This window comes from Aureimonas sp. SA4125 (assembly GCF_019973775.1).
GTDB lineage: Bacteria > Pseudomonadota > Alphaproteobacteria > Rhizobiales > Rhizobiaceae > Plantimonas.
The window spans coordinates 1,011,610-1,026,886 of record NZ_AP025032.1; the positions used below are offsets into that span (position 1 = coordinate 1,011,610).

Genomic DNA, 15,277 nt, shown 5'->3' on the forward strand with positions numbered 1-15,277 from the left:
GCTGATTTTTCGGCTGCTAATCGGCTGCTAATTTCGCTCTCAGTTTATGACCTGTTGCTCCATACGGCAACACCCGCACTCCATGAGCGCCAAAAATTGCGTCCTCCTCGGCGCATGGCTGCCATGCAATGAGACGATGTCTCTGGTTAACAGCCCATATCGCTTGGAGTCGGCCCTGCTCATCTAGCGGTATACATCAGCAATATTGATCAAAAATATCTAGGAAAAACAGAGTCTTGAAGGGGTCTGTACGAAAAGTTGGCAATTTCTCGCCGGTCCAAAGATGGTGTCACGGCACGTCGTCTTGCCATGATTATGGCAGGACGGTCTAATTTGCATGAATTCGTTGCAAATATTCCTGTTGCACCGCAGCGAGGCATGGACTAACCCTTCCAAGGCCAGGGTAATAGACTGTTTACCTTACTGTGGTCTGAAAAAATGGATGATGCAATGAGTATAGATGACGCATCCTCGGGTCGATATCAGGTATCACGCGGATTACTGCCATCATATTGGAAATTTTCCTCTAACCGAAATCCAGTTGATGGCCAGCGCGTGCGCGGTCCTGACGAAAGTTCTTTTTATGTCCGATTTGGCTTAAAGAGAGCGCTTGACATCATCGTCGCCTCATTGGTGATTATTTTTCTGGCTCCGATCCTGCTGATCATTTCTGTTGCGGTGGCGGTGCAGGGCGGAGTGCCTATTCTGTTCCGGCATCGCCGGATCGGCGTCGGCGAAAGAACCTTCGATTGTCTCAAGTTCCGCTCGATGGTGCGTGACTCCGAGGCGCAGCTGCAGAATCTCTTGCAGACATGCCCGGCCAGCCGGAAGGAGTGGGAGGAGACGCAGAAGCTGCGTCGCGATCCGCGCGTCCATACGGTCGGCAACATTTTGCGCAAGTCGAGCCTCGATGAATTGCCGCAGCTGATCAATGTGCTGCGAGGCGAAATGAGCCTTGTCGGTCCGCGGCCGATCGTTGCTGCTGAGATCCCGCGGTACGGCGACAAGTACGAGATCTACACGTCCGTTCGTCCGGGACTGACCGGCCTGTGGCAGGTCAGTGGCCGCAGCGACGTGGGCTATGGGGAGCGCGTCGCTCTCGACGTGCAGTATACGCAGTCGATCGGCCTCTGGAGCGACCTTCGCATTCTTGCCAAGACGGCGTGGGTCGTGGTTGCCGGACGCGGCAGTTGCTGAGATAACTGCGACCTCAATCGCGCATCTTCGGCGACGATCTGACCGGCAGGTATCGAATTTGCATTTTCCATTGAGAAGCTATGAGTCCACAGGTCTCTCGCGGCGGTCGCGAGGGACCTTTTTTACTTCGAGCGACGCGATCGCGATGCTGCTTCTCGTTGCCCTGCTGGTTCTGTCAGGGTGCCAGCTCTCTTCGTCGTCCGCATCGTATGCGGCAATCAACGACGGCGGTTTTTCCGTTGCCCAGGTCCCGATCGACAGGGTGCCGGCGCGGTATCGGCGTCAGACGGTGGCCTATGCCTCGCCATACGCTCCAGGGACGATCGTCATCGATCCTTCCAAAAACTTCTTGTACCTGATCGAGCCCGGCGGGCGCGCCTTGCGCTATGGCGTCAGCACGGGTGACGGCGCCTTTTCCTGGGCAGGCTCGGCTCAAATTGGGCGGAAGGCGCATTGGCCATCATGGTCGCCGACGCCTGAAATGATTGCGCGTTCCGCGGGGACGGGCACGAAGCCGAAGGGGAGGGCGCCGGGGGCTCTCAATCCTCTGGGAGCGCGGGCATTGTATCTTTTTCAGGACGGTCGCGACACGCTCTACAGGGTACACGGCACATCCGAGTGGTGGTCCATCGGGCGGACGGCCTCGTTGGGCTGCATTCGCTTGCTCAATCAGGACGTGATCGATCTCTTCGACCGGGTGCCGCTCCATGCCACGGTGATCGTACTGCCTCGGTAGGCGCCCTTTCCTGGCGGCGCTGCGAACTTCCTCGCCGAGGGACAAGGATGGCGACGCCTTGGTATCCGATGACGAAAAGGGCCGCCGGACCCAGATCAACGCGCAGAGCCGGGCGCACCTGCCTGATGAGCCAGATCGCATGTTCGGATTTCTCGCTTGAATCAGAGAGGGACGACAGCGTTTTCGGTGCGACGACCATGCTCCTATCCCGCGACACCATCGAAATTGACGCCGCAGTCGCCCACTCCCCAGCCCCCGCAACGGATCCCCGATCAAGCCGGATGGCCAGCCTGCGACCCGCGCGACCTTCACGGGGGCGTCGGTGCATCCAGCGCGAAAGTCCGATAGCCGTTGTTGGGCCTGGGAAGGTCAATGGTGAGATTGAAGCGCCAGTCGTCGCTCACCTCTTTGGAAAAACGGATGCGGACGCCGTCCTGGGTAAGGTTGAACGGCTTGAGACGCGATATGTTCAATTTCGCTGTCTGCGGCATATCCAGATGCATGGCCGCATAGAGCTTCGCCATTCGCTCATTCAGTTCGACGGTGCCCGTTAGGGCGGCACTCGCCGTGGGCGCCACCAGCTTAAAACGCAGGAAGCCGACCCGCGTCTCGTCTTCGCCTCGCGCCATCGCGAAGATGCTGGAGGATTGTGGGTTATTGGTCGCTGCCAGCTTCCCGCTCGCCAGGCATTCCCACTCGTCGGGATACACCACGCTTTTCGACCAGTGGGCAAGGGCGTCGTCAGTCGACATCGCCTTGCACAGTGAGAGCGGCTCTATCACGATTTGACGCTGGAAAGTTAACCCGGATCGAAGGGGCGCTGGCCGCGATGCAAAAAGTCGCGGATTGATTTCGGTCAGCACAGCGTCGCCATCCGATGCGATCGGCTGCGGCGCTTCCTTTGCCGCCGGACCGTCGTGGTGAACCACGGCCGGCACACTGCGATCGCCGGTTGCGACATCCTGAACGCCCGAACGCCAATAAACCGCAACGGCGGCACAACCACAGATCGCGCCAACCAAAAGCAGCCTCATCACCATCAGGGCGATGCTGTGGTCCGACAGCGACGACGTTAAGCGGTGCCCTCTTGGACCACCCAGGTCTGTCGCTGGAAACGATGGGGGCCTGTCAGCACCGACCATACCGATCCTATTTCGAGCCTCTGCGCGGGCAAAGCCTGCCTACCCTCATCGGCGCAGATTGCAGCCGAACCGCCAGTGGACCTGCCTTCTACGATACCTTATAAGGCCGCGTAACATCAAGGCGCGACATCCAAATCACAGATCATCTCTGCATGCACACGGGCCAAATCTAGAAATCGGCATGACCCCATTATCAATTTCTCCCTTTTTCCTTCTTCCTGTTTCTGCGTTTCATGAACCAGACTTCGACGGGCCGGGATGCGCGGGAAGAAGCATGAACAGCAACTATGCCGGTTGCCTCGCTCGCGTGTCGCAAAGGTAATTCAACCGTGGAAAGTCGGAGCGTTGGGCTTCCCCTTGCCCTTGAAGGGCCCTCGCGCCTGAAACTCATCGGCCGCGGGCTCGTCTATCTCGGCCTATTGGCGGCTGTTTTGCCGAAAGGGTCGCCAAACGCGATCGCGCTCCTCGCCTGCGGCCTGCCCATCGGTCTGGCTGCTCTCCTGGCAAGCATGGTCCCCAGTCGCAATCCGGCGATCGCTGCCACTGTGCACTACAGCATGGCGCTGATCATCGGGCTGGTCATCTACATTCTGCTGCAGTCGTGGCAGTTTCCAGGCAATCCTTTTGCACATGCGATATGGACTGAGATGGGACCGTTGATCGAACCCGCCGGTGGAGCGGTTTCGGTGGAGCCCTCGGCGACACGCCTTGCCTTGTTCAATCTGGTCCCGCCCTTTCTGCTCTATGCTGCCATCCTGGCGTTATTCGACAGCGACCGGGCCGCCTTCCGCCTTATTGCCTTCTTAGCCGTGCTGGGCGGTTGCTTTGCTCTGTTCGGAGTGGTGCAGATTGTTTGGGCGCCGCACAGTCTGATGTTTTTCCCCAAGCAATTCTACATCGGCTCGCTGACAAGCGTCTTCGTCAATCCGAACACCGCCGGAACGTTTCTTGGGCTCGCCAGTCTTGTTGCTCTTTCTTGGCTCCTGCGGACGCTCGGCGACACCGGCGTCGCCGAGCCGCTCAAAAATCTCTTCAGCGATGAGACACTCAGGCCGTGGCGCGGCAGAATCTGCGCGATTTGCTTGATGTTCGGGCTGGTGCTTCTGGCGTTTTTTCTCACCAAGTCGCGGGGCGCGATGCTGGCGACGCTGGCGAGTTACATGGTCGTCATGCCTCTGCTGACGTCAGGCTCCAGATCCTCGCTGCGGCGGGGGCTTTTCAAGGGCGCACTGGCGGATTTGACCCATTCCCGGGCGGCTGGGATCGCGATCGCGCTTGGCGGGGTCGTGCTGGTGTCCGTCCTGTTCGGGACTCAGGCCCTGTATCGCCTGGAGCGTCAGGGTGTAGATGTCGCACGCTTCTGCGTCTATGCCGCGTCCTGGCATGCCTTTGCAGACAACTGGCTGCTGGGCACCGGTTTCGGCACGTTTCAGAGCATTTTCCCAAGCTATCGGCTGCCCGACTGCGATATCTCCCGTGTTTTCGAACGCGCCCACAATTTCTATCTTGAGGGCATGCTCGGTCTCGGGATCGGGTTCATTCCGATCGCAATTTTAACCTATTGGCATGTGATATCGAACCTGCTTGTCGGACTTCGAACCCGGCGGAAATACCGCTTCGTTGCAATTGCCGGGCTGGGCGGTGTGCTGCTTGTCACCCTGCATGGATTGGTCGATTTTTCGCTCCAGATTCCTGGCATGGCGGCCTACTTCGCCAGTTTTCTTGCGGCGTCGACTGTCATCGCGCTGCGACGAGCGCCAAGGTAGACGACCTTGAGTCACATCGATCCGGTGCGCGGATCGGGCGTCCGGTTGCCGCGCAAGCGTTAGTTTTCCGCGGCCACAAGTTCACGTCGGACAGAGATTCTGGCGGAGGCCAAAGCCCTGCAGCGTTGAATTTGGCGGAGCGCGGCGCATCGGTGCTCTTAGGCATAATCGCGACCTGTCGGGGCCCTCATGTTGCAGGGCACAATAATTTGGCCTATTTTCGCGCCACGAGGGCCAGGAGACGGCATGCTACACATACTGTACCTGGTGCACGACCTTGATGACCCTGCCGTCCGACGCCGTGTGATGATGCTGGTTTTCGGTGGGGCCGAGGTCACCCTAGCCGGCTTTCGACGCAGCAACCTTCCCGTGCGAGAGATTGCCGGAATTCAGCCGATCGACCTCGGCAGCACCGCCGACGGAAAGTTCGTGCAACGCCTCATGGCCATTTCCGCGGCGGGGTTGCAGCTTGGCCGTCGCCTCGCCTCGGTGCGGGCGCCGGATATCATTATCGCCCGCAATCTTGAAATGCTGGCTTTGGCCAACCGGGCCCGGAGTCTTTTCGGCGGCAGCGCGCCGATCGTCTACGAGTGTCTCGACATCCATCGTCTTCTGCTGCGCGACGACGCCGTCGGCCGCAGCATGCGGAGCGTCGAGCGGAGGCTGCTGCGCAATGCCAGCCTTCTGATAACGAGTTCCCCTGCCTTCCTGCGCGAGTATTTCGCGCAGCGACAGGAGGCCAACCTGCCGACATTTCTTTTGGAGAACAAGGTGCTCTCGCTGGGCGAGGGGGACGCGCCCGCGGGGTCGACGGCTGCAGACTTCGATGCGCCGATGCGAATCGGCTGGTTCGGCGCGCTTCGTTGCCGGAAATCGCTGGCGCTCCTGTCGGACTTCACCCGCCAGATGCGCGGGCGCTGCGAGGTGACGCTGCGCGGACGGCCGGCCCGCTCCGAATTTGCGGATTTCGAGGCGCAGGTTGCCGCAGAGCCGTATCTTGCCTTCCAGGGGCCATACCGTAATCCGGAGGATCTGGCGGCGATCTATGCCGCGGTTCATTTCGTCTGGGCGATCGATTTCTTCGAGGCCGGACTCAACTCAGACTGGCTTCTGCCCAATCGCCTGTACGAGGGATGCGGCCATGGCGTCGTACCCATCGCGATGGCCGGCACCGAGACGGCCCGCTTTCTTGCCGAGCATGAAATGGGGCTGATCCTCGATGAGGCGACTCCCGAAGCCCTGGTCCGACTCATGTCGTCAATCGATGCCGCACGCTACCACGCCGAGCGCGAGCGCGTTGCCGCCTGGCCACCGCAGCGCTGGATTGCAGACAAAGCCGACTGCCAGTCTTTGGTGGCGCGGCTGCGCGAACTGGTCGCTGCCGAGGGCAGACCTGTATGGGAGAGCGCCGCGTGACTGAACTGAGTCGGCTGGACGCTTCGCCCAGCTCTGGGCTGATCGTCATTCCCTGTCTGAACGAAGCGGCCAATATCGAGGGTCTCGTGGCCGACATGCACGCGGCAGCCGAGCGGCAGGACCTGACGCTCGTCGTCGCCGACGGTGGCAGCACCGATGGCACTTTGCAGATCCTCGACAAGATCGCCCCGCGTTTTCCGCGGCTCATCGTCGTTGCCAATCCGCGCCGGCTTCAAAGTGCGGCGCTGAATTTAGTCGCCGAGCGTTTCGGTGAATCGGCCGAGTTTCTCATTCGCGTCGATGCCCATGGCGAGTACCCCTCCAATTACTGTGACCAGTTGATTGAAGAAATGCGCGCCACGAACGCCGATTCCGTCGTCGTGGGGATGGTCACGCAGGGCGCGGCCGGCTTTCAAAGGGCGGCGGCCGCCGCGCAGAACTCCAAGCTCGGCAATGGCGGTTCGAAGCACCGGAGCGGTGCCCGCGGCCACTGGATCGACCACGGGCATCATGCCCTGATGCGGCTCGAGGCATTTCGCGCCGTTGGCGGCTACGACGAAAGCTTCAGCCACAACGAGGATGCAGAACTCGATACCCGGCTGGGAGCCGCAGGCTACCGCATCTGGATGACGGATCGGACGCACATGCGCTACTTCCCGCGCTCGACCATTTCGGGCTTGTTCAAACAGTATCTCGGCTATGGCGGCGGAAGGGCAAGGAACCTCCTGAAGCACGGCAACCGACCCAAGCCCAGGCAATCGATCCTGCTGCTGGTCGCGCCCTTCGTCGTCCTCAGTCTTCTGGGGCCGATCTGGTGGTGGGCGGCGTTGCCGGCGGCTGCCTGGGCGGTCGCTTGCCTTGGGTATGGTGCGGTGGTGGCCGCGAGAACCGGGGCGGGTCCAATGGTCGGAGTGGCTGCGATGGTGATGCACTTCGCCTGGTCGACCGGGTTCTGGCTGCATCTGTTGACCCCGCGGACCCGGCCGGCGCCGAGCTTGGCAGCATGAGCCTCTCCCGCCGACCCCTCGCCGTCGATATATGCGTCTGCACTTTCCGCCGGCCGATCTTGGGCGAGACGATCAGGTCTCTGGCTGCTCTGGAGATACCGGACGGCATCGAGATCAAGGTGATCGTCGCCGACAACGATGTGGTGCCGAGTGCCGAGGAACTTGTCGCACGCCTGGCGACGGAGATCCCGTTTCCAATCCTGTACCTTCACGCGCCGGCCTGCAACATATCGGTGGCCCGCAATGCCTGTCTCGACGCAGCAACGGGCGACTTCGCCGCCTTCATCGATGACGACGAGACCGTAACGCCTGGATGGCTGGCCGCTCTTCTCGCTGTCGTCGAGGCAGAGGCGGCCGATGTCGTGCTGGGACCCGCCCGGGCCGTCTATGCCGCAAAGGCCCCGGACTGGATGAAGGCGGGCGACTTCCACTCGACACTGCCGGTCTGGGTGAATGGCAAGATTTGCAGTGGCTACACCTGCAATGTGCTGCTTCGACGGGCGTCTCCCTTCGTCGCAGGACTGCGCTTCAAACCGGAACTCGGCCAAAGCGGGGGCGAGGACACCGACTTTTTCACCAGGCTGACGCGCGCCGGCGGCCGCATTGCCTATGCCGAGAAGGCGGTTGTCGACGATCCGGTGCCGGCGGACCGGGCAAGCTTTGCTTGGCTCGTCAAGCGTCGCTTTCGCATGGGCCAGACCCATGGCAGGGTGGTCATCGGCGAGTTGCGCAGGCGGGCGCGGGCCGGCCAGGTGGGCCTGGCGGCGGGCAAGGCAGGACTGTGTTTCATCGCCGCCGCCGCCCATTTTCCCTTCGCGGCCCGGCGAAATCGCTTCGCGCTCCGCGGGGCCATGCATGTCGGCGTCGTCAGCGCTCTTCTCGGCATGACGGAAATCCGCCCATATGGCGATATACAGCCATAACTGAAGGGCCCGTGAAGCCTCTCTTCGGCAGCCCGGTGGTGCGTCGAAACAAATCAAATGCACAAGGGGCCGCAGACGTCCGGGGCTAGGTTACAAAATGGCACGGGGGCGTTGATTTCAAATGTCCTCGGGCTGTTGCCGGTATTCGATCACCAAGCCATCCGCTCCTGGCTATGAAGCGGATCGGAAGCATGCGCCGAACTCGTCCAGGACGCAGACATCTCCGCAAGCGATTGTTATTCTGACAGATGCGATCGGATGGCCATCCGGCTTCGGCGCCGGCGAGGAAAAGTTCGTCCGACGGGCCAATATTGGATCAGTCTTGAGTTTCTGCCGTCACGAAACGCGTGATGTTTGCTTCTGCAGTCAGCAGAATCAGGGTGAGGGGTGCGAATGAGCGAAGCAATCAAAAGTGACTTGCGACCCCTCGCGCCTTCGAGGTCCAAATCGAAGCGGTTCGGCTTGTATGCCAATCTCGTTTGGTTGTCGGCGATGCTCGCGATCGCCCCCCTCTTCATCAATGACTGGATTGGGGCAGTTTCACCGCTGCTCTTTTTGTTCTTTGGCGGCGTGATTGTTTTGAACAATACGCCGAAGGCGGCGTCGATCATAATACAGAATAAATTTCTTCTCATATTTCCGCTTCTGGCTTTCGTATCAATTATTTGGTCTAATTATCCAATGCTCAGTCTGCGCCACTCGGTGCAGCTTTTGATGACATTCACCGTGGCAATAATAGTTCTTGAACGAATAGATGCACGCGGTTTCATGCGCGTGCTGTTCACGGCGGCGGCGGCGGGCGCCATCATGAGCCTGCTGTTCGGCAAAGTCCGTGGTGACGGTATCGCAATTGGCGTCTTTGGGAGCAAAAACGCGTACGCTGCGGTACTGGCCATTGGCGTTATCAGCTCATATGCCGTGACATTTGATCCCAGAAGGGGCGCGCTATGGCGCGCTTCTGGGCCCATCTTGTTTCTCATTTCCTTTAAGGGAATGCTGAGTGCGCAGTCTGCCGGCACCATCTTGACCTTGGTTCCGGCACTGGCGCTTTTTTCCGGTCTCGCCGTTGTCGGAAAGCTCTCCAGGAGTGCGCGCGGTGCCACGCTGCTCCTGGGCATTGGCGTCGTCCTGACGGCAGTCCTCTTCTACATCGGCTGGGGGGACGCGCTGCTCGGAGAGGTGCTCGCGGCAGCGGGAAAGGATGCGACGCTCACCGGACGCACTGACCTGTGGATCGTCGCCAAGCAGTTCATCGCGACCAATCCCGTCCTCGGCGTCGGATATCAGGCGTTCTGGGTGCAGGGTTTTCCTCCCGCCGAAAGAATCTGGGATTATTTCCTGATCCGGAGCCGAAGCGGGTTCAATTTCCACAACACCTACTACGAAATCAGCGTCCAGCTGGGTCTCATCGGTGGGATCCTGGCGTTCGCGACAATGACGTTCGCGCTGTGTCTGTCGCTTTTCACCGCCCTGCGCTATCCGTCCCCGCCCCAGTTCTTCATCGCATCGCTGATGGCCTTCATGTATCTCAAGAGTTTTGGCGAAGTCGGCGTCTTCTTCGAATTTCGTGGCTGGACCATCATCCTGATCGCGACCATCATCTATTCGCTTCGTCCGCTAAAAGGCGATGGTGTTAGGCCCAAGGCAATTCCTCCCTCCCGAAGGCATGACATCGAACCCTCACGGTTTCGTCCATCATAATGCCCCCCGATCATGGTTCGCCCCTGAAAAGGGGCCCTCCGGGAATGGCGCTGCGTTTTGACGGCGGAGGGCAGGCCCAGGGCGACAGATGACGTGCCACCGGGAATTCGGACCGTTTTGAGCTGGAATTTTCCAATAATGATCCCGAGATCGGGACGAGGAGAATTCCATGAGGAAGCCGACGCTCACCGAGGCGCAGATCGCGTCTGTTCTGAAGCATCGCGATGAAGGCCCGGCGGTGGTGGAGGCGTGCCGCAAGGCCGGCTTCGGACGCTACCTTCAACAACTGATGCAAGCGGGATGGCGGCATGATGCCATCGGAGGCGAAGAATCTGCGCCTGCTCGAAGAGGAGAAGGGCAAGCTGAAGCGGCCTGTCGCGGCGTTCTCCCGGTCGTGTCCCCGCCCGTGGTGTAGCTCGACGGTAGCGTCGCCGATCTCGCCCGCGCCTTTGATTGCGCTGTAGGACGGGATTGGCGACGCGGTGGTCACCAGCGGTTTCCGGTTAGGCTTGGGTTGCGAGACCTAACCGCAACCGGAGATCCCCTGATGACCGACGACATGATGAGCCTGCGCAGCCTTCTGGAGAAGACCCCGGACGCCGATCTGTTGCGCGAGATGATCGGCTTTGCCGCCGAGCGGCTGATGGAACTGGAGGTCGGCAATGCGACCGGCGCCGGCTATGGCGAGAAGAGCGCCGAGCGCCTCGCCCAGCGCAACGGCTATCGCGACAGGGACTGGCATACCCGTGCCGGCACCGTCGAGCTGCGCATTCCCAGGCTGCGCAAGGGCAGCTACTTTCCCGGCTTCCTCGAGCCGCGGCGCATGGCCGAGAAGGCCCTGACGGCCGTGATCCAGGAAGCCTATGTCCAGGGCATCTCGACCCGTTCGGTCGACGACCTGGTCAAGGCGATGGGCATGGACGGCATCTCCAAGAGCCAGGTGTCGAGGCTTTGCGAAGAGATCGACGGCAAGGTGAAGGTCTTCCTCGAACGGCCGATCGAGGGCGACTGGCCCTATCTCTGGATCGACGCGACCTACCTGAAGGTCCGCCGCGGCGGGCGCATCGTCTCGGTCGCCGTGATCATCGCCGTCGGCGTCAACGCCGATGGCCGGCGCGAGGTGCTCGGCATGGAGGTCGGCACCTCGGAAGCCGAGCCGATCTGGACCGAATTCCTGCGCAAGCTGACCCGGCGCGGCCTGCGCGGCGTGAAGCTCGTCGTGTCCGATGCGCACGAGGGCATCAAGGCGGCCGTCACCAAGGTCCTGACGGCGACATGGCAGCGATGCCGGGTGCACTTCATGCGCAACGTGCTGGCCCATGCCGGCAAGAGCGGACGCCGGGTGGTGTCGGCCTTCATCGCCACCGCCTTCGCCCAGGAGACGCCCGAGGCCGCAAGCCTGCAATGGCGCTCCGTCGCCGACCAGATCCGGCCGAAGGTGCCCAAGCTCGCCGCCATCCTCGACGGCGCCGAAGAGGATGTCTTGGCCTACATGACCTTCCCCAGGGAGCATCGCGCCAAGCTGCACAGCATCAACCCCATCGAGCGGCTGAACGGGGAGATCAAGCGGCGCACCGACGTCGTCGGCATCTTTCCGAACGACGAGGCCATCCTGCGTCTCGTCGGCGCTCTGCTGCTCGAGCAGAATGACGAGTGGGCCGTGCAGCGGGCGAGGTACATGACGCTGGAATCCGTTGCACCCTTGAGCGATGATCCTCTCGTCAGCCTGCCAGCAATGACGCGCTGATCAACCCGGCCTGGCCGGAACCGACGTGTGACGCCGTCAGCTACACCACGCTAGGGGACACGATCCGTTCTCCCTCACCAAGCGGATTTTAACCTCTGGGCCGGATCGACATTCATCTCAACCATATCATGGCGCCGGCGAGGTGTACGAAGCCTGCGAAGTGGACGGTCCGCGGGTCATAGCGTGTGGCGAAACGGCGGAAGTGCTTGAGCTTGCCCCACTAGCGGCTTACAAGACAACGGTTTAGGCTGGGGTGATGGAGTCTGTATGCCTGCACGAAGAGGACTTGGCGAAGTTGAAGGAGGGCTGTGATCAGGGTAATTACCCACCCCCTTGTCACGGGCCGAATTCCCTGAATCCATGGACGGATGGATCGCGGTGATTTGCAGCGTCTGACGAAGGAAGAGTTGATCGATCTGGTGCTGAAGATTCAGCGTCCGGAGAAGACGTCACGCACATCCTCGAAGCCTCCGTCTAGTGACCGCAAGGAGCGCCGTGAGCAGGCAAGACCTGGCGGCGCCAAGCCCGGTCACGAAGGCCACAGCCGAGCGATGGGTGAGGATTTCGATCGGCTCGTCGATCACCGTCCCGAGCAATGCTCCTGCTGCCAGGCAGCCCTGGCCGATAGCCTTCCCGCGGAGATCGGCGGCACGTACGAGACGGTCGATCTGCCGGAGATCAAGCCGTTCGTGACGCGTCATCGCCGGCTTTCGGTTTGTTGTCCTTCCTGCGGCACGCTTGTCTCAGCGGGATTGCCCGATGCGGCAAGGGGGACGCCGTTCGGGCCGCGGCTGCATGCGGTGGCGACCTATCTTAAGACCTTCCAGGCCCTGTCCTATGAACGGCTTCAGAAAGCTCTGGCCGATCTCTTCGGCTTGCAGATCAGCCAGGGCGGGCTGATGAACATGCTGCGCCGGGCGCAGGGCACCTTCGTCGCCGACCGCGATCTCGCCATTGCCGCCCTGCGCCGCTCCAAGGTGGTGGCCTCGGACGAGACCGGCGTTCGCATCGAAGGCAGCAACGCCTTCCAATGGGTGTTTCGCTGCGATGACGCAGTCGTCCATCGTGCCGCTCCGACCCGTGGTGCCATCGTGGTCAGGACCCTGATGGACGGGCACCGGCCAAAGGTCTGGTGTTCCGATCGCTACTCTGCCCAGCAGGGACATGCCGACGCCCATCAGACCTGTCTGGCTCATCTGGCCCGCGACGTCGCCTACGCCGAACAGGCGGGCGAGGATCTGCTGCCGTCGCGGCTGCGGATCTGGCTGTCCAAGGCTTTCGCTTTGGCCAGCGGCATCACGACCTTCGCCGCATCGACCATCGTCGCCAAGCGCCGTGCACTGGAGCGAAGTCTTTCCGAGATCCTCGCCGCACCGACCTCCTGCCCTTTCGCTCGAGTGGTCCAGCACAAGTTCAGGCGAGCGCGCGACCAGCTCCTGACCTTCACTCTCTGGACCGGGATGGTCGAGGCCACCAACAACGGCTGCGAGCGCGCCCTGCGACCGGCCGTGATCCAGCGCAAGGTCACCAACGGCTATCGATCCATGTGGGCCGCCGAAGGCGAAGCTGACATCCGAACCGTCGTCGATACCGCCCGGCTGCGCCAAGGGGGCAACGTCTTCAACACAATTCTCGAGACGGTAGGCGCCTGACATTCTACGGAATGCGGGGGTGGGTAATTACTGATCAGGAGCCCGTTCATATTCCCGGATCCGTACAGCCGCACGGCGTGCTGCTGGTGCTCGATCAGGACGATGAACTGGTCCTTCAGACCGCTGGAGACGTGGGATCTATCCTCGGGTTCGCCGGGCAAGTGCAGGGGCGAGCGCTCCGGGAGGTCGTTGGACATTCCCTTTCAGATTTAATTGGGAAATCGCGGGCGACGCTTCGGCACGAACCGGCGTTTATCGGTATGATTGACGGTCCGGCCGGTGCCGCCCCGCTGGCCGTGACTGCACATCTCGTCAACGGGGTAGCCGTAGTCGAGCTGGAACAGGCCGGAGAGACGAGGATGGCGTCCTCGCTGCTCGCGAGCATCAGGTCGATCACGGAGCGGATCGGAGATGCCTCCAGCTTGCTCCAAGCCGCTAACATCGCCGCGGACGAAGTACGCGTAATCACCGGCTACGACCGGGTGATGGTTTACCAGTTCCTCGCGGATGGATCAGGAACGGTGATTGCAGAAGCGAAGGCTGATGATCTGTCGCCGTTCCTGCACCACAGGTTCCCAGCTTCGGATATCCCAACCCAGGCGCGTGAACTCTATCTCCGCAGCCCCATACGGGTAGTGTCCGCGCTCGTGGTGGAAATTCCGACATTGAAAGGTGTGGCTGAGGCGGTCACCGGATAGGGCGGCTAAGGTGGAGTTGCGAGACTTCAACCTGACCGGAGAACCCGATGACCGAGGACAGACTACCGCTTGCCGAGCTTTTTGCGAAAGCCGGGGACGGCGATTTCCTGAGAACGATAGCCGAGAGCGTGATGCAGCTCCTTATGGAGGTCGACGTTGAAGGCATGATCGGCGCCGGGCGCCACGAACGGACGCAGGAACGGGCGACTTATCGCAATGGCTACCGCGACCGCTCGCTCGACACGCGGCTCGGCTCGTTGCAGCTTCGGATACCCAAGCTTCGGCAGGGCAGCTACTTCCCGCCGTTCCTGGAGCCGAGAAAGCTCTCGGAGAAGGCCTTGGTTGCCGTCATTCAGGAAGCTTGGATCAGCGGCGTTTCCACCCGGCGGGTCGACGATCTGGTACAGGCCATGGGGCTGTCGGGGATCGGCAAGAGCACCGTATCGAAGCTGTGCAAAGACATCGACGAACGCGTCGGCGGCTTCCTCGACCGTCCTCTCACTGGCGACTGGCCCTACCTCTGGCTGGATGCGACCTACCTGAAGCAGCGCGAGGGTGGACGCATCGTTTCGGTCGCCGCCATAATCGCCGTGGCCGTGAACACGGACGGCAAGCGCGAGATCGTCGGCCTTCACATCGGCCCCTCGGAAGCGGAGACGTTTTGGTCGAGCTTCCTCAAGAGCCTCGTGCGCCGCGGCCTGTCCGGCGTGAAGCTCGTGATCTCGGATGCTCACGAAGGGCTGAAAGCCGCCATTCGCCGGGTGTTCAGCGCCTCCTGGCAGCGCTGCCGGGTGCATTGGATGCGCAACGCCCTGTCGTATGTCCCGAAGGCGCAGCAGAGCATGGCGGCGGCCGCGCTGCGCCAAGCCTTCGCCCAGCCCGATCGTGCTAGCGCCAGCCAGGCGCTGCGCCACGTCGCCGACCAGCTTCGGGGAAAGTGTCCAAAGCTCGGGGCCTTCATCGACAACAGCGAGACCGACGTGCTGGCGCACATGGATTTTCCCAGTCAGCACCGGACCCGGATCCATTCGACGAATTCCCTGGAGCGCCTGAACAAGGAGGTGAAGCGGCGTGCCGACGTCGTCGGAATCTTCCCGAACGAGGGATCCATCATCCGGCTCATCGGCGCCGTCCTTCTCGAGGCCAACGACGAATGGCAGATCCAGAACCGCTACATGCAGACCGAACCCATGGCCGACCTCATGGCCATGGGCAACACTGCAAAACCCGAACAGATTTCCACCGAAGTCGCCTGAAACGGAGCCGCTTCAGCTACACTCAATTTCCACCAC

The 15,277-nt window shown here is 61.4% G+C and carries 13 protein-coding genes and 1 pseudogene; 12 read left to right on the forward strand and 2 right to left on the reverse strand.

Features of this window, described 5'->3' with window-relative positions; genetic code table 11:
* The first annotated feature begins 450 nt into the window (after window positions 1-450).
* Together Sa4125_RS04620 and Sa4125_RS04625 are read left to right on the forward strand one after the other, a co-directional pair.
* Window positions 451-1,197, forward strand: coding sequence for a sugar transferase (locus tag Sa4125_RS04620; RefSeq protein ID WP_224004144.1), 747 nt, complete (start codon window positions 451-453; stop codon window positions 1,195-1,197).
* 145 nt (window positions 1,198-1,342) lie between these two features.
* Complete coding sequence (locus Sa4125_RS04625) at window positions 1,343-1,933, forward strand: L,D-transpeptidase (RefSeq protein WP_224004146.1); 591 nt, start codon at window positions 1,343-1,345, stop codon at window positions 1,931-1,933.
* Between the two features lie 308 nt (window positions 1,934-2,241).
* On the opposite strand, the gene Sa4125_RS04630 is transcribed toward Sa4125_RS04625, so the two are convergent.
* Window positions 2,242-2,973, reverse strand: a complete 732-nt coding sequence (locus Sa4125_RS04630) for a DUF6030 family protein (RefSeq protein WP_224004154.1) — start codon at window positions 2,971-2,973, stop codon at window positions 2,242-2,244.
* A gap of 431 nt (window positions 2,974-3,404) precedes the next feature.
* Between Sa4125_RS04630 and Sa4125_RS04635 the strand changes: the two genes are divergently transcribed.
* From Sa4125_RS04635 to Sa4125_RS04665, 7 genes are all read left to right on the forward strand, one after another.
* On the forward strand, window positions 3,405-4,841 hold the full coding sequence (locus tag Sa4125_RS04635) for an O-antigen ligase family protein (protein WP_224004156.1): 1,437 nt from the start codon (window positions 3,405-3,407) through the stop codon (window positions 4,839-4,841).
* 246 nt (window positions 4,842-5,087) lie between these two features.
* A complete protein-coding gene (locus tag Sa4125_RS04640; RefSeq protein WP_224007528.1) occupies window positions 5,088-6,257 on the forward strand; it encodes a glycosyltransferase in 1,170 nt (389 codons plus the stop codon).
* A 5-nt stretch (window positions 6,258-6,262) separates the two neighbouring features.
* Window positions 6,263-7,264 carry a glycosyltransferase family 2 protein gene (locus tag Sa4125_RS04645; RefSeq protein ID WP_224007532.1) on the forward strand — a complete coding sequence of 334 codons (1,002 nt, stop codon included), beginning with the start codon at window positions 6,263-6,265 and terminating at the stop codon, window positions 7,262-7,264.
* On the forward strand, window positions 7,261-8,187 hold the full coding sequence (locus Sa4125_RS04650) for a glycosyltransferase family 2 protein (protein WP_224004158.1): 927 nt from the start codon (window positions 7,261-7,263) through the stop codon (window positions 8,185-8,187). Before Sa4125_RS04645 ends, Sa4125_RS04650 begins: the two co-directional genes overlap by 4 nt.
* Before the next feature lie 462 nt (window positions 8,188-8,649).
* Window positions 8,650-9,888, forward strand: a complete 1,239-nt coding sequence (locus Sa4125_RS04655; RefSeq protein WP_224004161.1) for an O-antigen ligase family protein — start codon at window positions 8,650-8,652, stop codon at window positions 9,886-9,888.
* A gap of 169 nt (window positions 9,889-10,057) precedes the next feature.
* The gene (locus Sa4125_RS04660; protein ID WP_224004163.1) at window positions 10,058-10,303 is read left to right on the forward strand and encodes a hypothetical protein; all 246 of its coding nucleotides are present in this window, start codon (window positions 10,058-10,060) and stop codon (window positions 10,301-10,303) included.
* A gap of 132 nt (window positions 10,304-10,435) precedes the next feature.
* Entirely contained in the window at window positions 10,436-11,635 is a 1,200-nt protein-coding gene (locus tag Sa4125_RS04665; protein WP_224001988.1) for an IS256 family transposase, read from the forward strand.
* A gap of 112 nt (window positions 11,636-11,747) precedes the next feature.
* On the opposite strand, the pseudogene Sa4125_RS04670 reads toward Sa4125_RS04665, so the two are convergent.
* Window positions 11,748-11,855 (reverse strand): annotated as a pseudogene (locus tag Sa4125_RS04670) (IS5/IS1182 family transposase); the annotation flags it as partial.
* Window positions 11,856-12,003: 148 nt separating this feature from the next.
* Between Sa4125_RS04670 and Sa4125_RS04675 the strand changes: the two are divergent.
* The 3 genes from Sa4125_RS04675 to Sa4125_RS04685 are packed head-to-tail and all read left to right on the forward strand — an operon-like array spanning window position 12,004 to window position 15,241.
* Complete coding sequence (locus Sa4125_RS04675; RefSeq protein ID WP_223998294.1) at window positions 12,004-13,287, forward strand: IS66 family transposase; 1,284 nt, start codon at window positions 12,004-12,006, stop codon at window positions 13,285-13,287.
* Window positions 13,288-13,298: 11 nt separating this feature from the next.
* The gene (locus Sa4125_RS04680; protein ID WP_224004165.1) at window positions 13,299-13,985 is read left to right on the forward strand and encodes a hypothetical protein; all 687 of its coding nucleotides are present in this window, start codon (window positions 13,299-13,301) and stop codon (window positions 13,983-13,985) included.
* 47 nt (window positions 13,986-14,032) lie between these two features.
* Entirely contained in the window at window positions 14,033-15,241 is a 1,209-nt protein-coding gene (locus Sa4125_RS04685) for an IS256 family transposase (RefSeq protein WP_223998301.1), read from the forward strand.
* The last annotated feature ends 36 nt before the right edge of the window (window positions 15,242-15,277 follow it).